16 protein-coding genes are annotated in these 23,015 nt (G+C 62.3%); 4 read left to right on the plus strand and 12 right to left on the minus strand.

Features of this window, described 5'->3' with window-relative positions; genetic code table 11:
* Positions 1 to 15: 15 nt before the first annotated feature.
* The 3 genes from ACOVQ0_RS13745 to ACOVQ0_RS13755 form a co-directional block, all read right to left on the minus strand.
* On the minus strand, positions 16 to 1,383 hold the full coding sequence (locus ACOVQ0_RS13745) for a cytochrome P450 (protein WP_421885418.1): 1,368 nt from the start codon (positions 1,381 to 1,383) through the stop codon (positions 16 to 18).
* Positions 1,380 to 4,424, minus strand: coding sequence for an AAA family ATPase (locus ACOVQ0_RS13750; RefSeq protein ID WP_421885421.1), 3,045 nt, complete (start codon positions 4,422 to 4,424; stop codon positions 1,380 to 1,382). Before ACOVQ0_RS13750 ends, ACOVQ0_RS13745 begins: the two co-directional genes overlap by 4 nt.
* Positions 4,425 to 4,581: 157 nt before the next feature.
* Positions 4,582 to 5,019: a hypothetical protein gene (locus tag ACOVQ0_RS13755; RefSeq protein ID WP_421885424.1), complete on the minus strand. Its 438-nt coding sequence runs from the start codon at positions 5,017 to 5,019 to the stop codon at positions 4,582 to 4,584.
* A gap of 166 nt (positions 5,020 to 5,185) precedes the next feature.
* Here ACOVQ0_RS13755 and ACOVQ0_RS13760 point away from each other — a divergent pair, with 166 nt between their 5' ends.
* Positions 5,186 to 5,854 carry a Crp/Fnr family transcriptional regulator gene (locus tag ACOVQ0_RS13760; RefSeq protein ID WP_421885427.1) on the plus strand — a complete coding sequence of 223 codons (669 nt, stop codon included), beginning with the start codon at positions 5,186 to 5,188 and terminating at the stop codon, positions 5,852 to 5,854.
* A 340-nt stretch (positions 5,855 to 6,194) separates the two neighbouring features.
* The gene (gene mtgA, locus ACOVQ0_RS13765; protein ID WP_421885431.1) at positions 6,195 to 6,917 is read left to right on the plus strand and encodes a monofunctional biosynthetic peptidoglycan transglycosylase; all 723 of its coding nucleotides are present in this window, start codon (positions 6,195 to 6,197) and stop codon (positions 6,915 to 6,917) included.
* Positions 6,918 to 6,990: 73 nt separating this feature from the next.
* Here the strand turns inward: mtgA and ACOVQ0_RS13770 are convergent, their stop codons facing one another.
* The 3 genes from ACOVQ0_RS13770 to ACOVQ0_RS13780 form a co-directional block, all read right to left on the minus strand.
* A complete protein-coding gene (locus ACOVQ0_RS13770) occupies positions 6,991 to 10,197 on the minus strand; it encodes a TonB-dependent receptor (protein ID WP_421885434.1) in 3,207 nt (1,068 codons plus the stop codon).
* Positions 10,198 to 10,547: 350 nt separating this feature from the next.
* On the minus strand, positions 10,548 to 11,354 hold the full coding sequence (locus ACOVQ0_RS13775) for a metallophosphoesterase family protein (protein WP_421885437.1): 807 nt from the start codon (positions 11,352 to 11,354) through the stop codon (positions 10,548 to 10,550).
* A gap of 74 nt (positions 11,355 to 11,428) precedes the next feature.
* Positions 11,429 to 12,139 (minus strand): SIMPL domain-containing protein, encoded by a 711-nt coding sequence (locus tag ACOVQ0_RS13780; RefSeq protein ID WP_421885454.1) that lies wholly within the window; start codon positions 12,137 to 12,139, stop codon positions 11,429 to 11,431.
* Between the two features lie 137 nt (positions 12,140 to 12,276).
* On the opposite strand from ACOVQ0_RS13780, the gene ACOVQ0_RS13785 reads away from it, so the two are divergent.
* Entirely contained in the window at positions 12,277 to 12,714 is a 438-nt protein-coding gene (locus tag ACOVQ0_RS13785) for a VOC family protein (protein WP_421885439.1), read from the plus strand.
* 433 nt (positions 12,715 to 13,147) lie between these two features.
* Positions 13,148 to 15,820: a TonB-dependent receptor gene (locus ACOVQ0_RS13790; RefSeq protein ID WP_421885456.1), complete on the plus strand. Its 2,673-nt coding sequence runs from the start codon at positions 13,148 to 13,150 to the stop codon at positions 15,818 to 15,820.
* A gap of 218 nt (positions 15,821 to 16,038) precedes the next feature.
* Here the strand turns inward: ACOVQ0_RS13790 and ACOVQ0_RS13795 are convergent, their stop codons facing one another.
* The 6 genes from ACOVQ0_RS13795 to qhpC are packed head-to-tail and all read right to left on the minus strand — an operon-like array spanning position 16,039 to position 22,968.
* Complete coding sequence (locus ACOVQ0_RS13795; protein WP_421885441.1) at positions 16,039 to 18,054, minus strand: sulfotransferase; 2,016 nt, start codon at positions 18,052 to 18,054, stop codon at positions 16,039 to 16,041.
* A 55-nt stretch (positions 18,055 to 18,109) separates the two neighbouring features.
* Positions 18,110 to 18,775, minus strand: a complete 666-nt coding sequence (locus ACOVQ0_RS13800) for a S8 family serine peptidase (RefSeq protein WP_421885443.1) — start codon at positions 18,773 to 18,775, stop codon at positions 18,110 to 18,112.
* Positions 18,768 to 20,465 (minus strand): ABC transporter ATP-binding protein, encoded by a 1,698-nt coding sequence (locus ACOVQ0_RS13805; protein ID WP_421885447.1) that lies wholly within the window; start codon positions 20,463 to 20,465, stop codon positions 18,768 to 18,770. The genes ACOVQ0_RS13800 and ACOVQ0_RS13805 overlap by 8 nt, the downstream gene beginning before the upstream one ends.
* The gene (locus tag ACOVQ0_RS13810; RefSeq protein WP_421885449.1) at positions 20,462 to 21,457 is read right to left on the minus strand and encodes a hypothetical protein; all 996 of its coding nucleotides are present in this window, start codon (positions 21,455 to 21,457) and stop codon (positions 20,462 to 20,464) included. The genes ACOVQ0_RS13805 and ACOVQ0_RS13810 overlap by 4 nt, the downstream gene beginning before the upstream one ends.
* Positions 21,458 to 21,495: 38 nt before the next feature.
* Positions 21,496 to 22,590 (minus strand): YncE family protein, encoded by a 1,095-nt coding sequence (locus ACOVQ0_RS13815; protein WP_421885451.1) that lies wholly within the window; start codon positions 22,588 to 22,590, stop codon positions 21,496 to 21,498.
* 51 nt (positions 22,591 to 22,641) lie between these two features.
* Positions 22,642 to 22,968 (minus strand): quinohemoprotein amine dehydrogenase subunit gamma, encoded by a 327-nt coding sequence (qhpC, locus tag ACOVQ0_RS13820; RefSeq protein ID WP_084278627.1) that lies wholly within the window; start codon positions 22,966 to 22,968, stop codon positions 22,642 to 22,644.
* Between the last annotated feature and the right edge of the window lie 47 nt (positions 22,969 to 23,015).

Below are 23,015 nucleotides of genomic sequence, written 5' to 3' on the forward strand. Positions count from 1 at the left end.
GCGGGATCTTTCTGGCTACTGGCGACAGGCGATGAAGGGCAGATCGTCGGGCAGCCCGGCGAAAACGGCGAGGCTTGCGCCGTCTGCGGGCATGATGCGCCCTTTCGTGGCGACAATGGCCTCGCGTATGATGGTCCAGGCAATGCCCCGGCCATAGCACACGTGTGGCCCCTGTAGCGGACCTGAAGTGACATAGGGCCGCGCTGGATCAGGTTGAAACCGTTCAGGCTGCGCAAAAATCGCCGGATCGCGTGATGCCGCATCGATCAGCACAACCACGCGGTCACCCGCTTTCAGATCAACCCCGCGCCATTGGCAATCGTGCCGCACCGTCCGGGTCAGGCGGCTGCCACCGGTCAGGCGCAGCACTTCGTTCACCACCGCATCGTGATCCCTGACGGTTGCTCCCCGATCCGAAAGGCGAGCAACAAGAGTGTGCCAATCGACGCCCGCCGCCGCACCAGCCGGAGATGTGGTGAAGGCCGCCATTTCCGAAAGCGATTTACCGATGATCAGCACCAGCGCGCCCATCAGTTCGAAGAGCACGCTGCGCGCCTGCAGATCATAATCCGTTACGTCTGCGAACTGGGGTTTCACGGCAACCAGCGCGCTGAGCAGGCTGTCGTCGGGCGCGATCTGCGGCATGGCAAAGGCCGTGTCGATCGCGTCAAGCGCGGGGCCTGCGGTCTTGCGGCTTAACCATGCAATGGCGCCATTGCTGCGCACCACCGTGCCAAAGACATGGCCGAACAGCGGTTGCAGCATGACCAGCGTTGCCACGGAATCGCCCAGTTCATCTTTCAGGCGCAGCCACGGACCGGGGCGCATTACATTGCGGGCCATGACAATCAGCCTGACGAGGCCGGGGACTTTTTCAGGAGCAGGAACGCCGATGATCCGTCGCGCCATCCGATAGGCGATCAGGAAGGCATATTCGCGGGCAAAGTTCACGGCTTCACCCGTGCGTGCGCGGTGCTCCAGCACATCAAGAATGGCGTTCGCCTCTTCGCGCGCCATTGCCGCGACCCATGTGCGAAAACCGGGTGCCATCTGAGGCGGCTCAGTCGAGGTTTCCGGCGGGCGCCGGGCGTCCAGCCAGGCTTGTGCCGCGTGAAGCTGGCGCAAGCGCACTTGCCGTGCGGCATCGTCCTCACCCACCAGATAGCGCGTTCCGGGCAAGACCTGTTCGAGCAATTCGTCATAGTGGCGGAGCGAGAACACCGCCTCGTCGCACAATACCCCCGTCACCGCATCGTGGCGTGCCGCCACGAATACGCGCACCGGCACTTTGGAATCTTCCAGCGATTCAAGCCGTTCAAGCGGGAGGGCCGCAGGATCGAGCAGGCGCCGGCCAACCGCCGCCAGTTCCGCTTCCGCGCTCATATGGCCAGCCTTTCAAGCCGTTTTTGCAAAACGGCCAGTCCCAGTTCGTCTGCCCGCGCCTTAAGCGTAGAAATGCTGGGCGTATCTGCTCTGGCGACTGGTTGGCCGGAGATCGCGGAAACTTCGGCGCACAGCGTAAGTGCGTGCAGTTCGTGGACCACATCCTCGCAATCGCGGGCGTGGTTCAGTGCCAGGGCGGCAAGATTTGCAGCTTCGGAGGCCTCATTTCGTGCCATTGCCAGCCGGGCGCGGGCTTCGTGCAGATAGTACGTGGCCGATGTGCGCACCTTGCGGAAATGTCCGCGCTCAACCGATTGCGAAAGCACTTGGGCAGCTTCTGTCAGCAAGCCCTGTTCGATCATGCAAAGCGCCAGCCAACTGACGCAGGCTGGTTCGAAGCCGAGAAAATCATGCCGCAGGCAATCAGCATGGGCGCGGCGGAGGATCGGCAGAGCGCGTTCCATCCGACCCGCGCGATAATGCAGATAACCATGCGCCAGATCGGCCAGCATTCGCGAATAGGCATGGGTATAGCGGCGAGAGAGATTGATTGCCTCTGCGACCCACGATCGGGCCTTTGCCGTCTGCCCCAGGTCGGTGAGATACCACGCGCCGAACGCCCGTGCGAGGACGTGGGGAATCACGACGACCGCGCCGAAGGTTTCGCCGCGCAGTCCGTCCGCCAGCCGCGCGCCCAACCGATCGATCCGGTTTACTGCTTCGGCGGGATTCCCAAGCGAGAAGGCGAGATAGGCCGCTGTCAGATCGGCATAGGTGCGGCGTGGCAGGCTTTCATGCTTGTCCAGATCGGCCTCGGCCTGTGCCAGCCAAACCATGCCGCGCGTTGGCGCGCCATCGATCCAGTCGAGCAGAGCCATATTTATCCGCGCGACCGTGCGCAGACCCGGTCCAAGATTTACCTTGCCGTCAGCCACAGCCAGGACATCGGTGCGCAAAATCTGTTCCAGCGACAGTTGTTGGAGTGTGTCGAACACCAGCATGGCAAAACGGCTACGTTCGAACGCGGCTTGCGCGGCAGGCAGGCGTGCAACAATTGCGCAGGCGCGTTCGTGCAACTGGCGGACGGCATCGATTGCGGCCAGCGAAAGTGCCTGCACGCAGGCTTCCCACAGATGGACCAGTGCCTCTGCATGAAGTCCCGCTTTTTCGGCATGGGTCGCGAGTTCGGCGTGACTTGCGGTTTCATCGCCGGTGCCGGCGCGCAGTGCCAAGTCGGTTCTGGCCTTCGCCTCTTTCAGGATGACCAGCGCATTGCCATGCATCGCGGTGCGCCGCCGCCGCGCCATTGCGCGATAGGCGGCTTCCTGCACCAGTTGGTGGGTGAAGCGCGCCTGCCCGGTGCCGACAAATTCGATCACCCGGGCATCGACCAGACGAGCCACGGCGGTGACGGGATTGCGGCAAACCAGTTCACCCCCGCGTTGTAAACGGCTGACCGGAAACACCGGCCCTAGGACGGCGCAAATCTGGCAAAGACGGGTGGCATCTGCATCCAATGCTGCCAATCGTGCGGCCAGCAGCGCATCGAGCCGCGCCGGAAGCGGGGCGGCGCTTAATGCGTCGTCGCCACCGTCAGCATCTGCGGCCGGTGTCCCTTGCAGCATGACCGCAAATTCCTGCAGCGCCAGCGGCAGGCCTTCGGCACGGTCGATCACATGGTCGATCACGCTGTCATCTACTGGCGCGATGCGGTTGATCAGCGAAACCAGCGTGCGCGCAGCGCTGCGGGAAAGCGATCCAAGCCTGAGCTGCGTTGCGCACAGCCCGTTTATACGGGGCAGCCCCTCTGGCCGCCCGGCCACGATCATGGCGATGCGTCCGCCGCGCGTGATGGCGGCCAGCACCATCAGCGTCTCGCTATCGAGATACTGCGCATCATCCACCAGCAGCAGCAACCTCATGTGCGCGGCGGCCAGTTCCACGATCCGCACGATGGTGCCGGTGGCAATGCGGCTGCGGTCACCGGGAGGAAGGTGCGACAGCCAGCCAGTTTCGTTGGCACTCAACCCGGCAAGGCAGGCCGCTTCGTTCGCTGAAAGCTGCGCTGCCACCGCCGGATCCGGCGCGAAAGGCTGGAGGAGGTCGATCAGGTGCCGCAATGTTCCGCCAAGACAGCCGAAAGGCACAGCTTCCAGCAGCGCATTGCCGCGCACCGCCGCAAACGTGGTGCCATGCCCCGCCGCAATCCGCGAGGCTTCCAGCAGAAGGCGGCTTTTGCCCATCCCGGCTTCACCGATGATCGCCAGTGTGCCTTGTCTCGCGTTGGCAAGTCCACCGACGAGGGCGCGCAACTGTTCAAGTTCGGTTTCGCGGCCGATGACCGGAGCCGTGGCATTGCCCTTTACCGGCACGCGATCACTGCCAAGGAAATCGACGGACAGAAGCTCGAACACTGCTTCGCCGCGCCCTTCGGGGGTTTCGCTGCCGCCGCTTTCGATACTGCCGGCAGGGCGCAGTTCAGTGGGTTCTGCAATGAGCGAGGCAATCGTCGCGGAAATCGCAACGCTTCCGGGCGGAGCCATCTTTTCGATCTGCCCGGCAACGTGCGCGGCGTGGCCCACTACATCAAGGATCGAGCCGAAATCGTTGTCCTGCCGCCGCAGCAGGATCGGCCCGGCGTGAATGCCAACGCGCACTTGGGGGGCCGGAAGGAAGCCGAGGGCGCCGCTCTTCATCTTTTCGCCGATGCGCAAGGCGGCTAGTGCGCCGCGCAGCGCATGGTCTTCAGCCGCGGGCTGCACACCGAACACGGCCATCACGCCATCGCCCTGTATGCGCACCACCAATCCGCCAAATTCGTGAATGGCGTCCTGAATGAGCGCGATGGAACTGTCGAGCAGATCGCGCCCGTCTTCGGGATCGAGCGCGCGCAGCAGGCGTGTTGAGCCGACGATATCGGCGAAAAGGATGGTGGCAAAGCGAATGGAATCAAGTTCGGCCGAAAGCCGTTCGGGCAGGGTGCCTGATCGTGACGGGCTGCCCTGAGCGTTTTCCGCGTTTTCGACTCCCAGAATCCGCACGATCTGCTTCTGCACCCCCAGGCCGGGTGCGGCGAATCCTGCCCCATGCCCCCCGGCAAGATCACGTATTCAGTTTGGGTGGCGAACCGCAACGAAAATTCTCGTCGTTTCGGGCTTTTAACCGGCCTGCAATAAAGAAGCGGACCGGCAAACACAGTCAGATCAACCCAATGATGTCATGACCGTGAGCCATACCTGTCCTTTCGGACATGTTCTGCAGACGGGCGCGGGTAAAGCCATCGCGGCTCAGGCTGAGAGGGCGGCCATCGAGATGATAGCCCTGTAGCGCCTGACCATTGCGGGAAACGCGGATCGACCAGCCCCAGCGTCGACGGCGCGATGCCATTGCCATGAAGGCATCGCATTGCACCATGATGCAGGGTGCGCGCAGTTCTTCACGTGGGGACAGCAACCTTGCCACGTCTGCCTGATCAAGGCTGAAGCGTGCAATCTCACAGGCGTCTTCCCGCGGGACAACCGTTGCCCCCACTGGCGTCACGATCGAGACTGACGGACGCAGGACGGCCTCGCCCAAGCGTTTGAATTCTATGTCAATCGGCCCAGGGCCGGATTTCCAGATCAGGTAGCGGTGCATCGGCTCGGCAATATGGGGGCAGGAAATGCCGCGCGCGGCAAGGCAGAGCCGACGTTATTGCCTGCCTTATCAACGTTTCGCCGTTGTCCAGCGCACCTGCCGCTTGTGATTCTTGGCACATTCGGTAAGTCGAGCCAGAGAAATCACTCGAAAACGGACCAGCACCGTGTCGAATTCCTATCTTAAAGTGCCTGATGACGTGCGCGAAGTGCTGGCGCGCAACGGTCGGCAATTGCGCGTGCGCAAGGGACATGTGCTGTTGGCGGTGGGTCTTCCGGCCAACGACGTCTATCTGGTCACCGAAGGCAGCGTCAGCGTTTCGCTGGTTTCCTCGCAGGGGCGCGAAACGGTGTTGCGTCTGATCGAACAGGGCGAAATGTTCGGAGAACTCGCCGCGATTGACGGGCAGCCGCGCTCTGCCGATGTCGTGGCGGTGGAAAACAGCACGCTTCTGGTCATTCCCGGGGCCACGTTCACCGGCCTGATTGAAAGCGAGCCGGTGGTGTCGCTATGGTTGGCGCGCTATCTCGCGCATCAGGTGCGTTACCTGACGAACCGGATCTACGAACTCTCCACGATGGGCGTCGGTCCGCGCCTTCAGGCCGAACTGCTGCGCCTTGCGGGCGAGCCTGCGGCTGATGGCTCGGCCTGCATCGTGCGCGTGCCCACGCAGGCCGAACTCGCCGCTCGCATCGGCACCAACCGCGAAACGGTGACGCGCGAATTCGCATTGCTGGTGCGCGAAGGTCTGCTGGCACGCGAAGGGCGTCGGATATTGGTCCCGTCGGTGGCGCGGCTGGCGGATCGGCTGCATCGTTATTCCCAGACGGCCTGATCAATCGGGCTGTATCGTTCGCTTTTCGAGCACTTTCCGACCGATCTAGATCATCGTGATTGCGATAGGAGGCTCGCTGGCAAGGCGCAGCGTGCAGCAGGGGCTGGTTGCCCCTGCAAGCGATGCAACGCTGTCCAGCGAGCTTCCTATCGCAACCGCAAAGCGGCGGGCCGAATTTGCTCCAGCGCAGCGTTGCTCGTCAGTCACAATGCCTCAGCATTGCTCCTTCCTCGCGCCTCGCGCTGAACCAAATTCGGCTCCGTCACGGTGATCCAGATCGGTCGGAAAGTGCTCTAAGGTCATTGCCAGAACGCAGGCATCGCGGATACCTTGGCGCGCGATGCTCGAAGACCTCAAGAACCCTCGCCAGCCTGTATCCTCCATCCCGCGCCCGGCGCGCCGCTTCGGCTGGTTGATCGCGCGGCTGATCGCCGCATTCCTGTTCATTTCAGTAGCGCAGGTGGTGATCTACAAGTTCGTGCCGGTGCCCATCACGCTGACCATGCTGATGGACGATAACCCTGTAACCAAAGACTGGACATCGCTGGATGACATTGACCGTGACATGGTCGACGCGGTGATATCGGGCGAGGATGGCAAGTTCTGCCTGCACAACGGTTTTGATCACGAAGCGATGATGCAGGCGTTCAAGCGTAACCAGCAAGGTGGCCGCATTCGCGGTGGATCGACGATCAGCCAGCAAACTGCCAAGAACGTCTTCCTGTGGCAGGGCGGTGGCTATCTGCGCAAAGGGCTTGAGGCCTGGTACACCGTCCTGATCGAAACGATCTGGGGCAAGCGCCGGATCATGGAAGTCTATCTCAACGTCGCTGAAACCGGCATCGGCACTTATGGCGTCGAAGCAGGTGCCCAGCGCTACTACGGCAAGAGCGCGCGCAAGCTGAGCGCCGTCGAAGCCGCTCGCATCGCCGCCGTACTGCCGCTACCCAAAGAGCGCGAAGTCAACGGCGCGGGCGGCTTTACCCGCCGCCACGGCAATTCCATCGCGCGCCGCGTCGGCGTTGTGAAGAACGACGGGCTGGACGCCTGCGTTTATCGGTAACCTGACAGCGCACAAAAAAGCGCGGGAGAGTTTCCCCTCCCGCGCCATCTTGTGTTGAGCAATCAGGCGATGATCAGAACTTGACCTTCGCGCCGATGCGGATGCCGTAGAGCGATTGGCGCGTTTGCAGCACTTCGTTCGGGGCCTGCACGGTGCCGTACTGGTACTTGGTGCAGTTTGCGCCCGACGTTGCTGCGCAGGTCACGCGGACGACAGCGGCGTTGTAGGCGAATTCCACCTGCGACAGCGCGCCCCAGTCCTTGTCGATCATGTTCAGCACGTTTTCGACGTCGGCAAACAGTTCGATCTTTCCGGCTGGAACGATCGGCATCGGGATTTCCTGCCCGAAGTGCAGATCGACCTTGAAGAAGTTCGGCGAGGTCTGCGAGTTCTTCGGCACGACCTTGCCGCGATACTTGCCAAGGCCAAGCTGGTCGACCAGCCCGTTGAACGCCGTTTCTGCAGCGGCATTCTCGAACTGGACGAGCGGATCGTTCGCGCCGGTCGGGACATAGAGCAGGACGTTGCCGAGGTTACCCACGGTGCCGTAAACTGCGCCACGACCGTTGGTGTTGTCGAGCATGGTCAGGCTGTATGGACGGCCCGAGCGCAGTTCGCCGAACAGCGATACGGTGGTCTTGGCATCGCCGAAGAACGCACGGCTGAAGTCCACGCCGAACTTCCACTGGTTGCGGTATTCGTAGATCGAACGACCGTAAGCAGGCAGGTTCGGATCGAAGAACGCGTTGTTGCCGTAGTTCGAAGACGAAGTCGACGACGTGGACGACGAACGGTCCTTCACGTCCGCGCGGGTATAGCTACCCGAAATGCCAAGGCCGAAGTCCCAGTTCTTGGCGAAACGGAAGGTGCCGAACAGGCTGCGACCGTCGCTGGTGTTGGTCAGCTGGAGGTCGCGGTTGGTCGTTGCCGCACCGCCGATCGGGCCATAGCGCGTGCGACCGTCGGGCAGGGTGCCCACTGCCACCGAGCGGAGGTCGCGCCACATATAGCCCTGCAGCGTGTTGTCGTAGAGGAACTGCACGCCAAAGAGCCAGTTGTCGCCCAGTCCGCCCAGATCGGCGCTGTAGTCCGCCTGGAACGTCGCCTTGAACTTCTGCGCGATCTTCAGGTTGGGGTCGATGTTGTCCGTCGGCGCCGCAGCAAGGCTGGCGGTGTTGCGCGACAGGAAGTTCACGACGCTGTCTGGGATCGTGCCGGTGGTCAGCCCGTTCAGTGCACCGCAGGTGCCCGAAGCGGCGCAGTTGGCGCGGGTGATATCAACCGCATTGGTCAGCTGGCCGGTGTTCGAGAACACGTTCGAGAGATAAACGTCCGGCGTGCCGCCAGCAAATACGCCTGCGCCAACGCGGACCACAAGGCGGTCGGTCGCTTCCCAGTTTGCGGCAAAGCGCGGCTGGAAGGCACCACGGCCCTTGAACGTGGAACGGTTGGAATAACCGTAGCGTGCCAGGAAGTTGGGATTAAGCGGCGGCGACACGTTGTTGTCGAACAGATCGTAACGCGCACCCAGCGTCAGATCGAGCGTTGGGGTGACCTGCCAATCCACCTGCGTGCCGAACGTCCAGTTCGTCGTGTTGAAACGGGCTGCGGCATCGTTGGGGTCATTCGACGGCACGGCATTGCCGTAACGCAGGCGGGCTGCGTTGCCGGCGGTGAAATCGGCCAGCGAGTCGAAGTAGAAGTCACCCAGCGAACGCTGCAGGAACAGGTTATAGACGTTGACGCGGGTATAACCGGCGTTCAGGCGCAGCGTGAAGTCGCCAGTGTCATAACGACCGCTCACGTCGAACGAGAGATTCTCGGTGTTGAGCGCGTTCGAATGACGCGAAACGTCCGGGCCGAAGAACAGGCGGGTGCCGGTGCAGCCGGTTGCCGAACCGTTTGACGTAGCGTCGGTGCAGACTTCCATCTGCGGGAAGGCGTTGCCACCGAACGGGCTCTGCGCGCGGTTGTAGTCGCGATACGATCCGCGCACCGTGGTGGAGAAGCTGTCCGACCAGGTGGAGTTGATTTCGAGCGTGCCCGAATTCACTTCCTCGCGCAGTTCATAACCGTTCGACAGGTAGCCGAGCGCGAAAGGCGCGGTCAGGAACGTGTTCTGCTGGAACTGGTTGGTGCCGACGTTGCGGATGTAGGTCAGCGAAGCGCGGTGATCGTCGCTGATGTTCCAGTCCAGCTTGCCGACGATCTTTTCGTCTTCTTCCTGCGTGGTCGAAATCAGGCCCTGCGTGTCATAGCCGAAGCGGGTCTTGGCGGTCGCGGTTACCTGATCGATCAGCGCCTGGGTAAGGCCCGGCACCTGGTTGGCAAAGCCATCGCCGAAACCGGCTTCCAGCGGACGACCTTCCTTGGTGCGTTCATAGGCAAGCATGAAGAACAGCTTGTCTTTGACGATGGGCCCGGAAAGCCAGCCACCGAACTGCTTCGAGTCAAAGTCGAGGTTGACGGTGCGGTCCTTGGTCTTGCTGCCGGTCAGGCCATCGTCGGTGTACGAATAGAATCCGCCGCCGTGGAACTTGTTGCCACCCGATTTGAGCACGACGTTGATCGCGCCGCCCTGCATGTCGCCTTCCGCGATGTCATAGGGCGCAACCTTGACGGTGAACTGCTCGATCGCGTCGAACGGCACCGGGCCACGATTGGTGGGCAGACCGCCGTTGTTGAGGCCGAAGTCATCGGACATCTGCATACCGTCAACCGAGAAGCGGTTGAAGCGGCCGTTGTTGCCCGCGATTTCGATGGTGCGGCTGTTGGTGAGGTCAAGCGTGACCAGCGGATCGCGGCGGGCAAGATCGCGCACGTCGCGGTTGATCGAGGCCGACGAAGCAATCTTCGCGGCGTTGAGCGAAGTTGTGGGGCCGTCCGATACGCCAACCACCGATGTGATCGCCGATGCGGTCACGACGATCTGCTGAGTGGCTTGCATCGTGATTGGCAGGCGTGCGGGCGAACCGGCCTGGAGGAAAAGGTCATTGACGGTCGCGGTTTCGAAGCCGTCTGCTTCGACGGTCACCGCAAAGGGACCACCAACGCGCAGGCCGTTCGACGAGAAGTTGCCGCCCGTATCGGTCGTGGTCGATGCGGTCGTGCCCGACGGGGTGTGAACGATGGTGACGGTAGCGCCTGCAACAGGCTGACCATCGGCCATCACGGTGCCGCGAACGGCAGACGCTGTTTCCTGCGCGTAGGCTGGCGTTGCGATGGCGGCGGCCATCGTCAGGCTGGCAGCGCTTGCGGCCAGAAGGAATCTCAGTTGCATGGTATGTGACCCCGTTGATGCGCCCGGATGAGCGCGGTTGCAGCGTGGGCGTTTCCGCGCCGTCGCACCTGCCCGGCCAGGGAATCACCCCGGCCGGTTCAGCTGCGAACAGCCCTTAGCCGCCCCTGTGGAGGCCCCAAAACCGGTCTCATGTGACACCAGAATGACGATGTTGCGACCGAAAGACATTCGCTGTTCGGCGATTGAAATTGCGTTGCGTCCATTTCTGTATGCGGGACATATTGTTTCAGATGAAACGCTGTATCCCTAAGGAAATGGCGGGAGTTGCATTTGTGCAACGCGGGGCAAAAATTGCTGCGAGCGCGAAGGTTTCCCCACCCTTTTCGCGTTCACTCTCCCGCTGCGGTCGGATCGGGTATGATTACAGCCGAAACGAACCAATATTCATCGGCTTCCACGCCCAAAGCGGTCAACCGGCCCGATGCGTAGGCGCCGGTATCGATGCCGATGCGGTTGGGCATGGCTTCGGGTTCGTCGGTGATGGTGTGCCCATGCACGATCATGTGGCCATGCCACTGCACATGGTCGAGGAACTCGCGGCGTATCCAGCGCAAGTCCGAAGTGGTCTGCTGCTCCACTGGCACTTCGGGGCGGATTCCTGCGTGAACGAACAGGTAATCGCCAACCACGATGCGATCTTCCATCGCGCGGAAAAAGGCGATGTGCTCTGCCGGAACCAGCGCGTTCATCCGTTCGCGCAGTTCCGGCAGGGTGGAACGGCTGTATTCTGCAGGGTCCAGGCCATAGCTGAACAGCGTTTCCTTGCCGCCGTGGCGCAGGAAATGGCGCAGCGCTTCGTCGCTTTCCATGCTGGTCAGCAGCATTTCTTCGTGATTGCCGGCCAGCACGCGGACCTTGCCCGTCTGCAAAAGCGCAATCGCGCGATCCACCACGCCCCGGCTTTCCGGCCCGCGATCCACCAGATCGCCCAGCAGGATCAGCGTCGTATCTGCGGTACCCCGGCGCGCATCATCTTCTTCGATGCGCTGCAGCAACTGCTCGAACAGATCGAGCCGTCCGTGGATGTCGCCCACGGCATAGACGCGCTGCCCTTCTGGCAGGCGCGCGGTCGGCATGGCGGCGACGTCGGCGTCATCAGCACCGGTGGAAAACAGGGAGCGCAACTTGTTTAACATGGACCCTCGTTACCGCGCGATATGGCGGCAACCTGTGCGCGTTGCAACATGCGAGGTTTACGGGCGGCAGCCCATCACCGCAGATAGAAGTCTATCGTCGTGACCACGCGCACCTTCTTGTACGGCGTGTCGGATACGCCCCAGCCGCCGCCATCGCCATCGCGCGCGGTGATTTCGAAATAGCCCTGGCTGGCAGTCTTGATCCCGTCGACCGAAGCACCGCTGTCCCGCGCAAACTGCTCTGCCGCAGCGCGGGCGTCTTTGGTGGCTGCCGCCACCATTTCGGGCTTGATCGTATTCAGCCGGGTAAAGGTGAAGGCCATGCCAGATCCTTCTTCCAGCATTACCCCGCGCCGCACGAGATCGAACTGCCGCTTCACCGCCTTCTGCGCGCGATCCATATCGGTGGTGCGCAGCGTCATGCGCTGTCGCACGGTAAAGCTGACCACACCATTGTTGTTGAAGCTTTGCACGTTGACGCCGGTGGGCTGCAACGCCTCAGCGGGGAAACCCAGTTCATTGAAAAACGTGCGGATCGACTGGCTGTCGCGGTCAACGCTGGCCTGCGCGCTGGCAAGGTCGGGCGCGGTGGCGGAATAGGCGAGCGTCCACGTGGCAAGGTCTGCCGTAACCTCGCGCTCGGCAAGGCCGCGCACGGTGACGGAGCGGTCTGCCACCTTGGCGCGGCGGAAACCATCGCCGATAAACCATCCGCCGATCACCAGCCCGGCGGCAAGGATGGCAACAGGCAGCAGGCCTTTTCCACCCTGCGGCACAAAGCGCATCACGCCCGCTTTCGCCTCACCCTGATCGTCCCTATCTTCGCCCTGCATCGTGATCTCCCTGTCGTCCCGCGTTTTGCTGGACTGCGCCGAGATGTGTAATTCTGTCGATGAACCGATTTTGAACGGAAAGGCCCATCGTGACCAAGTTTCTGCATAGCATGATCCGGGTGACCGACCCGGATGCAACCATCGCCTTTTTCGAACTGATCGGCCTGAAAGAGGTGCGCCGTTTCTCCAGCGATCAGGGCCGCTTTACGCTGATCTTCCTTGCCGCACCGGGCGATGAAGGTGTGGCGGAAGTGGAACTTACCCACAATTGGCCGCCAGAGGATGGTTCACCTGCCGAAACCTATGCAGGTGGGCGCAACTTTGGCCATCTCGCCTATCGTGTCGATAATATCTACGAGACGTGCCAGCGCATGATCGATGCGGGCCACATCGTCCATCGCCCCCCGCGCGATGGCCACATGGCTTTTGTGAAATCTCCCGACGGCATTTCAGTGGAACTGCTGCAGGACGGACACCTTCCCCCGCAGGAGCCGTGGGCCAGCATGGCAAACACCGGCACCTGGTAGAACTGCCCGCAATTGGCAAGCCAAGGCGGCGTCGGGAGGGATCCCGGCGCCGCTCTTGTTTGAAGATCGTCACGAAAAGGGTGTTGCGGCTGCGCAAAAGGGCGTTGACTCCATGTTGCTGTGCAGCATTATCAATCCCGGACAGGCGTCATGGAATGGCCAAAAGGCCGCGCTTGTCGAAGGGGTATTACTGACAACCTGAACGCTGCCGCGCCAATGCGGCGGGGCCGGAGACGTTGCTGTCTTCCGGCTGCGGGGAAGTCTTGCCTCTTCCAGCCGAGTGCTCCGCGCAGCGCCAATGGCGTGCTGCGACGCAGCATAAGGCGGCGCGAGGAATTGTTGAGGGTGCTGTCAGGGGAGGGCGGGAACGCCAAGAACGACTTCTAGGGGGTTAATCGGAATGAGAAAGCAGATCACGGTCCGGTCACGCGCCATGAGGGTGCTGGGTGCCACAACGATTCTGGCAACGATGGCCCTGCCGGTTGCGGCACGCGCTGCCGAAGAGCCGCAGGAAGCGATGGCCCCCGCTGCCGAACCGCAGGCGGAGGGCAGCGAAGGTGGCCTTGGTGAAATCGTGGTCACCGCCACACGATCGGCCCAGTCGATCCAGAAAGTCCCGATCTCGATGCAGGCACTCAGCGCGGATATGCTGGCGCAGCGTCAGGTAAAAGGCCTGACCGATTTTGCCGCACTGCTGCCCTCGGTCACTTTCGCGGGCATCGGGCCGGGCCGCAACACGCCCTACTTCCGTGGCATCGTGCCTGCCGGTGGCGCGCGTGAATCGGTCGGCTACTATATCGACGACATCCCGATCACCGGCACAGGCCTGCCCGATATCCATGCTTATGATCTCGAACGTATCGAGGCACTGTCTGGCCCACAGGGCACCCTCTATGGTGCGGGTTCGCTTGCAGGCACGATCCGCTTCATTTCGAACAAGCCCAAACTCGACAAGTTCGAATTCGGCTGGGATGCCGAAGTCAACAAATATGGCGCAGGCGATTTCGGTGGCCAGTACCAGTCGTTCATCAACGTGCCGGTATCCGATACGCTGGCCGTGCGCGCGATGGGATATTACCGCAAGGACGGCGGCTATATCGACAATACGCCGAACAATGGCCTGCTCAACAATGGCCAGCCTGCCACGCTTACGCTGGGCGATAACAACCCGAACACCAACTACACGCTGAACAACGCAGCGATCGCCAGCGACGATTACAACGGTATCGAGGAATACGGCGGTCGCCTTCAGGTGCTGTGGTCGCCGGTCGATGGCTGGGACATCATGCCCCAGATCACCGCGCAGCAGCAGATCGCCAGCGGCTATTTCGGGTTTGACCCGCGCGTGGGTGATCTTCAGGTCCACGATTACGATGTGACCGAACAGAACGACAAGTTCTATCAGGCTGCGCTCAGCATTCATGGCCACATCGGCGACTGGGACGTGGTTTCGGCGACCGGATATTTCCAGCGCCAGACCAAGCTGCTCAATGACTATACCTACTACACCGTCACCTATGATGGTTTCGGTCCGGGGTATGAAAACTACCTTCAGTTCTTCGACAAGAACGGTTGCACAGGCGCGGGTGCAACGCTGAAATGCAACACCCTGATCAATCCGCAGCAATACTATCACGGTTTGCGTAATGAGCGGAAGTTCACGCAGGAACTGCGCATTTCCACACCGAAATCGTGGCCGTTCGACGTGACGCTCGGTGGTTTCTACCACAAGCAGGAAAACGAGGTTAACAACAACTACGCCACGCGCGGGCTTGATCAGATCGCGGGCTATACCCAGTCAGGCGGGGGAGACAGTAACCCGGCAGGCTTCGGCATTCCGGTGGCGCAGGGCGGCACGATGGTCCTCGGCAGCCCGGCGGTAAAGGGCGATGCCTTTTACATGACCGAACAGGACCAGAACTGGAAAGACTACGCGATCTTCGCCGAAGGTCACTATGACATCACGCCCACACTCAAACTGACCGGCGGCCTCCGCTATTTCTGGACGGAATTCGCGGTCGTCGGCTTTGCCGGTGTGGCGGGTTCGGCGCGGAACACGGTGACCTCGCTCTATGTGCCCACCGGCACGATGGGATGCCCGATCCCGCTTCCGGCGGATCGCCTGCAGTGCCTCAACACCAACCTTGCCGCTGCCGATCAGGTCGGTCGCTACAAGGAACAAGGCGAGACGCACAAGGTGGCGTTGAACTGGCAGTTCGATCCGACGAAGATGGTTTATGCCAACTACTCTACTGGTTTCCGCCCCGGTGGTTTCAATCGACCCTTGCGCATCCGCAATATCGGCGTTGCCACTGTGCCGCCGTTCCAGTCGGAAGAGCTGAGCAATTTCGAACTGGGCTTCAAGGGCAAATGGAACAACATGTTCCGTTTCAACGCCTCCATCTATTACGAAAAGTGGGACAACATCCAGTACAGCGTCGTGATTGCCGGTACGCAGGGGGCCGGAATGACCGGCAACGCCGGCAAGGCGCGTGTCTATGGCGTTGAATACGAAGCAGACCTACAATTGGGCAAGTTCACCATCTCCACCAGCGGGGCCTACAACAACGCCGCGCTTTCGGGGAACTTCTGCAACTTCCAGTTCGATCCGGCGAGCCTTTCAATCAACCAGTTGGCAGCCTGTTCGCCGGGGGCGACATTCGGCAGTCCGCCGGTGGCCGAAGTCGCTGCTGCATCCGGCACCCGCCTGCCGCGTCAGCCGCAGTTCAAGGGCACGACGTCCATCCGCTTCGATACCAGCTTCGGCGATGCCGACGCCTATATTCAGGGTGCCGCGCTGTATCAGACCAACGCCACGCAGAACCTCAACGTCTACAACAACAACCTGCTGGTTTGCCCTGATATTGCCGATGCCGAAACCGACGCAAACCGTTCGTGCGCCACCCCGGGCTTCGTCAGTTTTGACTTCTCGGCTGGGATCAAGAAAGACAACTGGACGCTCGACGTGTTCCTGCAGAACGCTTTCGACAAGCGCGGCGAACTGACGCGCAACACGTTCTGCTCGATCACGTTCTGCTCAGGCTCGTCACGCACGTTCCCGATCAAGCCGCAGTTCTTCGGCATCCGCTGGGGCCAGCGGTACTGATTTCACGCGTTACCCTGCGAAGGAAAGACTGGCTCCCACGCGAAACCGTGGGGGCCATTTTTTGTGTGCGTCAAAAAGCCCCCTCCTCTTCAGAGGAGGGGGAACCACACCATCAGCGCCCCCGCGCAGGCGGGGGCCTCGGTGTTGTTACGGAAGGGTTGTGTAAAACGCCTGAGGCCCCCGCCTGCGCTGGGGTTCAGGTATGATTGGGGATAACCTCAACCCACCGGCGCGTCCGGGTAGCTTTCCAGCACTGGCCCCAACGCCGTCTGCAACGGCCCCAGCCATGCCTCATAGGGCTTCCACGCTTCCAGCCCATCGCGGAAAATCGGCTGGCGCACCTGTTCCGAACTCGCCGTGCGCACCGCGCGGTCGGTCTTGTAGAACTCCAAACAAGCAGGATCGAACAGCACCCCGATATAGTCCAGAAGATGCCGCACTTCGGCCTCGGTATCGGCCACCATCCGCTCATAGATCACGCGATGGACCGTGCCGGGCGCTTGCGCATCCCACGCGGCCATCAACCCCACGTAATCGCAGTAATAGCGCCCGATATCGCCCAGATCATAGGTAAAGGCCTGCCCGCGCGCGAAGTGCTGCTTCCAGCCTGAAAAGCAGCAGGACATCGAATGCCGCCGCGCGTCCACGATCTTTGCGTTGGGCAGAATCAGGCGGATCAGACCGATGTGCTGCCAATTGTTGGGCATCTTGTCGATGAACAGCGGTCGGTCCGTCTGGCGGTGAATGCGCGTGCGTTCGATATATTCCTCGCCCAGCCGGGAACGATCAGCGGGGGTGAGAGACGCGATCATCGCGCCGAAGTCTGCGAATTCGCCCTCATCCACCCGCGATTGCAGGCGGGCGGCAATCATCATCATCTCGGGCAGTTCCATCGTGCCTTCGATCATCGGATGGCTGGCCATGATCTGCTCGACCAGTGTGGAGCCTGAGCGCGGCAGGCCGACCACGAAGATCGGGTCAGGGGCAGGGCAACCGCCTTCGCCCATCTGTGCGATGAATGCAGCCGTAAATGTGTCTTTTGCGGCCTGTACTTCGGCGGAAAAGGCATCCGCATCATGCCGGATCATCGTGCGCCGCAGGGCGTTGCCTTGATCATAGTGGGCGAACGAGGCGGCGTGATCCTTCGCATCCTCCAGCGCCTTGCCCAGCGAGAAGTGCAGGTGAAACCTGTCCTCCTGGCGCGCCTCGTCCGCTGGATCGAGCGTTGCCAGCGCTGCTTCCATCGCGGCAATATCGTCCGGCCCCAACTTCACGGTCTTGAGGTTCGCAAGGCTCCACCATGCCTCCCCCATCGTCGGTTGGCGGCTAACGGCGGCGCGATACGCATCCACCGCTTCGGCCTGTTCGCCCAGTGTCTTCAGCACATGGCCAAGGTTCTGCCAGACCTGCGGCTGATCAGGCTGCTCGGCCAGCAGGGCGCGATACAGCTCCGCCGCACGCTCCTGATGCCCCAGCCGCACCAGCACCGATGCCAGTATCAGCCGGTGCCCCGGCGAAGGGACCGGCGATTGCACCAGCACTTCGGCATGGCTCAGCGCTTCGGGCAGACGGTTGGTCTGCAACAGCAGGCGGATCAGGAAATCGCGCGCCAGATCGAAGCCGGGGGCGAGCGTCACGGCCTTTTCCACCCGTTCCAGTGCAGGCGTCATATCGCCCCGCCGCCATGCGATTTCGCCCAGCAAACGCAGTGCGGCGGGATCGTCCACACGCGCGGCCAGCAGGGCCTCACCCGTATCCAGATCGCCCTCGTTCACCGCCACTGCGGCTTTGAGCAGTTCGGGATCGCGCGATGAAGCATGGATGCCTGAAAGGTCGGCGCGCCACGCATCCTGCCCGCGCTTTGCCTTGCGCAGTTGCCGCGCCAGCAGAAACCAGCCCGAAGCGACGGCGGGCTGCAATCGCGTCAATGCCTCCAGCGCGGCGATGGCGCGAGGCGTGTCGCCAATCTCGCCCGCTGCTTGCCCCAGTTCCCACAGAACTGCCGGAACCCGCCCATTGGCGCGCGCCAGACCGTCAAGTGTCGCCACCGCCTGCTTGCCCTTGCCCATCCGGCGCAATGCCCGTGCGGCAAGGAACGCGGCGGGCGGAAAACCCGGTGCGGCGCGCAGCACCGCCTCAGCCTTGCCCAGAGCCAGATGCGGCTGCTTCTCCAGAAGGCGTTCCGCTTCAGCGAGGGATTGCTGCGGAGACGGCGAGCGTAGTTGCTGGATCATGCGCGCAGCCTAGGCCCACGCCCGCGCGATGGGTGTACGCGATTCAGCGCAAGGGTTACGCGGTGCAGCGCTCAAGCGCCGTCAACACATCTGCCCGACTGGCCAAATCCCGTCCCGCAATCCACCCGGTCACCTGTGCCACGGCAAAACTCACGCCGTAAAGGTTGCGGCGTGGCGCAACGCCGGGGATCGGACGCGGATAGCCCGAGGCCATCACCGTGCCGCCATTTCCCGCCAGACGCGGCACCCCACGCGGCAAGTCCCAATCCAGCCCCACGCCAAGGACTTGTGGCAAACACCCCGGCCAGCATGGGACACCCTCAGCCTCGAACGCGGCGATGATCAGCGCGCCTTGGGCCGCAGCCTCTTGTGCCAGCATGGCAAAAACATCGGCATGAGCAGGATTGGCCGTACCAAGGCTGAGGTTGACGAGATCACATTCAGCTTCCAGCGCCTGCCGGATACCGGTGGCCAGCGCCCGTGCCGATGCGCGCAGGCCATCGCGGAACACGCGGATCGGCAACACGCTGGCCTCTGGCGCAAGTTCCTGAATGGCCGCAGTTACCGCAGTGCCGTGGCCCAGCTTGTCGAGAGCTTCGACGGGATTGGTCAGCACCGTGCCGTCCGCCAACACAGAAAGCCCCGGCAGCAGGTGCGCGGCATCGATATGCGGATGCGTGGGATGAACCCCGCTGTCGATGACCGCAATCCGCCTAGCCATGTGCGCTTACCTGTGGCTCGATCCGCGCGCGACCATGTTCAAGCCGGATCACATGGTCGGCCATATCGGCCAGCGCGGGCTTATGGGTGATGACGATCAGCGTGGCATGGGGCAGCGCGCGGCGCAGGCCCAGCGCGACCATGCGCTCCGTCTCCTCGTCCAGCGCGGCAGTAGGCTCGTCAAGGATCAGCACATCGGGCTTACGCAACAAGGCGCGGGCGATGGCCACGCGGTGCCGCTCTCCGGCTGAAAGCGCAAGGCCCCGTTCGCCGGTGCGCGTTGCAAGGCCTTCGGGCAGGCGCGCGATCAGCGCATCCAGCCCGGCGGCGCTGGCAGCGGCGGCAATGTCGGCTTCGGTCGTATCCGACCGTGCGAAGGCGATATTCTCCGCGATGGAGGCGTTGAACAGAAAGGGCGCCTGATCCACCAGCAACACCCGCGCGCGCAGATCTGCCAGCGAAAGCTCGCGCACGTCCGCACCATCGATCAGCACGCATCCCGATACTGGATCAAGGAAGCGCACAAGCAGGTCCGCCAGGGTCGATTTTCCTGCTCCTGAAGGGCCGATGATGGCCGTCAGCGCCCCTGTTGGAATGGCAAGGTGCGCGTCCTGCAGCACGGGTTCGCGTCCGTGGTGCATCGTCACGCCTTCCAACCGGATTTCGCGCGTCACCCCCGGTAGCGGCACAGGCGCTGGCGCTTCCACCACTTCGGGCGCGGTGTCGAACAGTTCGAAGATCCGCGCCAATGATACGCGCGCCGTGGCGAGGCTGGCGGTCAGACCCATCAGTGCCTGCACCGGGGCGAGCAGCCGTCCGTGATAGGTGATGAACGCCACCAGCGCGCCGATGGTCATCGTGCCATCGATGATCTGCTTGCCGCCATAGAGGATCACCGCCGCGCTTGATGCGGTCACGATCGTGCCAGGCAGCGCACCCGTCAGGAACGAGGTGGTTTGCATCCGCAGCATCGTGGCCACGAAACCGCCATTGGCGCGGGCAAAGCGGTCTGCCTCATGCGCCTCGGCTCCAAGCGCATTCACGGTGCGCATCCCAAGGATCGTGTCGGCCAACAGACTGCCGATATCCGCCCCGCGTTCGCGCATCTGGCGGGTCAGGTCTGTCATCCGGCGCTGGAAATGCAGGAAGCTGATGACTGCCAGCGGCACCATGACCGTGCCCACCACAAACAGCTTCCAGTCCAGCCATAGCATCATGCCCACGCTGCCGGTAAAGAACAGAACGTTGCTCAACACCGAGAGCAGCGTATCGCCCGCCACCCGCTGCACATCGGAGACATCGCTGTTCAGGCGCGACATCAGATCGCCCAGCCGGAAGCTGCCATAAAAGCGCGGTGAAAGGCGCTGGAGGTGCCGCAAAAGCGCCACGCGCATGTCGAACAACATCTGCGCCGAAAGCGAGACGTAGCGATACGAAACCAGCGCGTTGACCGCAAACCCGCCCACCGTCGCGCCCATCATCAACGCGGCGATCTTCACCAGCATGTCCCAGTCGCGCTTCATCAGCGCTTCGTCGATCATCAGCTTTGATATCCACGGCTGCGCCAGCGTCAGCCCCGTGGCGACGAGGCTGCCGATAAGCACCAGCACCAGCCGAGGTGCATAGGGCCTCAGCCACGGCCACAGCCGCTTGTAGGTGCTCCACGGCGCGATCTTGGGCACTGGATTCATGCCGCAAGTTCCCGCCGCACCAAATCGAAGCCGTGCAGGGCAAAGCGCGGTTCGGGCAGTTTGGCCAGCAATGCGGTGGTGCGCTCATAGCCTTTGCGCGCGGCGGCATATTGATCATGCCACCACCGTCCCGCGCCGCCATTGGCGTAGAACGGCAACGAAAGTTGCAGATGCCGACGCAGCGAAGCCAACAGTAGCGAATGGTAGTGCGTTGCCAACAGGGCAGGGGCTTCACCCCGCGCAAGGGCCGAGACGACCGCGCTGGCCAGTATGCCTTCGCGCGCGGCCTGCGCGGTGCCATCCCCGCAGATCGGATCGAACGCGATTGCGGCAGTGCCGCAGGCCAGCCAGTTGTCACCCGCAAGGTGTCCCAACATGCGCGGGCTGGTGTCGAAAGTGCCGCCTGCGGCGTCCAGCGTTTCGATCAACGGCCCGATCAGCGGCGCGTCTTGGGCCAGCGCCTGCGGATCACCGCCGACGGCCAGCAGCCAGGCAGCGCCGAAACCATCGGGGATAAGAAACAGCCAGCCTGCGTCCACGGCCTCGATCCAGCAAGTTGCGGATGGCGCATCGGCCTTCAGCCTGACCCGCGCCGTGGCGGAGAGCCGCTCACCAAAGCGCAGCGTTTCCCCTTCAGGAAACGGCGGAATTGCATGGATTGCAAAATCAGCATTGAATTCATTGGATTGTTGGATTTTTCCGTTTGCTTTCAAAGTGTTTCCCCGGGGAAACATATCAAGAACATTGTTTAAGTCGTCCTCCGAAACAACCACCGCGCCGTGCGGCATCGTCACTGCCTCCGGGCTGCCCCAGCGCACCACGCGGCGCTCGATCCGGGGCCTGTCAGCAAACAGCGAGGCATCACCGAAAACATCGCGCAGCAGTGCCAGCGCAGGATCGCTCAACATGATGACCGGCACCGGACGGCGAAGGCCGGGTTCGCGCGAAAACGCAAACCCGGCCCGGTTCAGCAGGTGCGCGGCCGTAGCCACCGCCACACCCTGCCCCCTCAAGTGAATGGATGGAGCGCTCACTGCGTGATGATCATCCCCGCGCCGGTGGTATCGTTGCCCAGATCAACGGTCTTGACGTGCTGCAATGTCTGCGCGTCATACATCTCGATATCGTAGCTTGCGCCATAGATGTAGAGCAGCTTGCTATCGCCCGAACTGCCGAACTGGAAGCGCGAACGGCAGGGGAACTCGGCCTTGTTCTTGACGAGGTTGGTCGTCAGGTCGAGGTGCCAGAATTCGCAGCGCTTGTTGCCGACCTTCTCCTGCGTGACAACGGTCCAGCCTTCCTTCATGTCTTTCGACACTTGCAGCCCGCCCATACCGCCGCCGACCGGGGCCGGGCCGATGGGGCGGAAATCGAAAGCCTTGGTCGCCAGATTGAAGCGGCCCACGCCATAGACCTTGTTGCGGATGTAGGGGTCTTGTGCCGTGAACATCGAAACGTATTCCGTGGCGCTGCGCAGCGTTTCCACACCGCCGCCAAAGCTCACGCCTTCGATGCCGGTGGCTTCGGGTTTCGAAACCTCAAGCCGGTCCTTCACTTTCAGATCGGCGGTGTCCACGATCAGCACCTTGTCGCGGATCAGGAACAGGGTCTTGCCGTCGTTCGACATCATGTAGCCGGTGCGCCAGCCCGCGTTGGGATTGCGGCTGTCCTCTTCGGGCACTTCGGCAGTGCGCGTCACGGCCTTCTTCGTCAGGTCGATCACCGCGAACATCTGCGGGCTGACCAGCCAGCGGTCCTGCAGCTTCTCGAACTTCTGCAGCGTGGTGTAGAAGAACTTGCCGGATGGATCGGGCACGCCGCCATTGAAGCGATAGCGCGTGGTCGGCGTGTTCAGGCTGAACGAATTGACCACCTTCTTGGTCGCCGTGTCGATCACCTCGATGCCGCTGGTGGTGATCGTGGTGACGTAGATTTTCTTGTTGTCGTTCGAAATGCGCATCGATGTGGGCAGGCCCGATGCCAGCGTGATGCGGTCTTTCACCGTGCCGGTCGCTTCGTCCACGATCAGCATCTTGTCAGGGTACGAACCCATGAACACAGTTGAGGCGTGCGCCGGGGTTGCACCGGCAAGGAGGGCTGCAATGGCAAGGCCAAGTTTTGTCATGGGGCTGGTGTCTTCCGGTGCAGGGAAAGCAGGGGACGGCGGCGGCCGCCGTTACGGGAAGATGATGTCGAGGCTGCGCCAGTCCTTGGCTGCCGTCGCGCAGTTGCTGGCCCAGTCGGGCGAGTAATTGACGTGATCAGGCACCTGCACCGGCCAGAAGCAGGTGACATAGCAGTCATAGATATCGCGCTCTGCCGGCTGGCACAGGCCCGCCGTGCCGCCGCCCGCATCGACTTCCCAGCCGGGCGAGAAGGAGATCGAGCAGCCCATCGGCGTGTGCATCGGCTTCTGCTGAAGCGCGACGACATCTTCCTCGGTCGAGGAAATGGTTTCCTCGATCCGCAGCGCCTTCTTGTTCAGGGGTTTCAGGTGCTTCATGACAAGCCCTTTCGTGCAGCAAAGCGTTCAAGAAATTCGGGATTGCG

Origin of the sequence: Novosphingobium sp. (assembly GCF_049240505.1) — a bacterium.
Taxonomy (GTDB): Bacteria; Pseudomonadota; Alphaproteobacteria; order Sphingomonadales; family Sphingomonadaceae; genus Novosphingobium.

Bases quoted from the DNA above. Each gene is read 5' to 3' on its own strand.
- ACOVQ0_RS13805 (WP_421885447.1), bottom strand. From the start codon at position 20,465: ATGAATCCAGTGCCCAAGATCGCGCCGTGGAGCACCTACAAGCGGCTG.
- qhpC (WP_084278627.1), bottom strand. From the start codon at position 22,968: ATGAAGCACCTGAAACCCCTGAACAAGAAGGCGCTGCGGATCGAGGAA.
- ACOVQ0_RS13815 (WP_421885451.1), bottom strand. From the start codon at position 22,590: ATGACAAAACTTGGCCTTGCCATTGCAGCCCTCCTTGCCGGTGCAACC.
- ACOVQ0_RS13745 (WP_421885418.1), bottom strand. From the start codon at position 1,383: ATGAGCGCGGAAGCGGAACTGGCGGCGGTTGGCCGGCGCCTGCTCGAT.
- ACOVQ0_RS13795 (WP_421885441.1), bottom strand. From the start codon at position 18,054: ATGATCCAGCAACTACGCTCGCCGTCTCCGCAGCAATCCCTCGCTGAA.
- mtgA (WP_421885431.1), top strand. From the start codon at position 6,195: ATGCTCGAAGACCTCAAGAACCCTCGCCAGCCTGTATCCTCCATCCCG.
- ACOVQ0_RS13770 (WP_421885434.1), bottom strand. From the start codon at position 10,197: ATGCAACTGAGATTCCTTCTGGCCGCAAGCGCTGCCAGCCTGACGATG.
- ACOVQ0_RS13790 (WP_421885456.1), top strand. From the start codon at position 13,148: ATGAGGGTGCTGGGTGCCACAACGATTCTGGCAACGATGGCCCTGCCG.
- ACOVQ0_RS13780 (WP_421885454.1), bottom strand. From the start codon at position 12,139: ATGCGCTTTGTGCCGCAGGGTGGAAAAGGCCTGCTGCCTGTTGCCATC.
- ACOVQ0_RS13775 (WP_421885437.1), bottom strand. From the start codon at position 11,354: ATGTTAAACAAGTTGCGCTCCCTGTTTTCCACCGGTGCTGATGACGCC.
- ACOVQ0_RS13755 (WP_421885424.1), bottom strand. From the start codon at position 5,019: ATGCACCGCTACCTGATCTGGAAATCCGGCCCTGGGCCGATTGACATA.
- ACOVQ0_RS13800 (WP_421885443.1), bottom strand. From the start codon at position 18,775: ATGGCTAGGCGGATTGCGGTCATCGACAGCGGGGTTCATCCCACGCAT.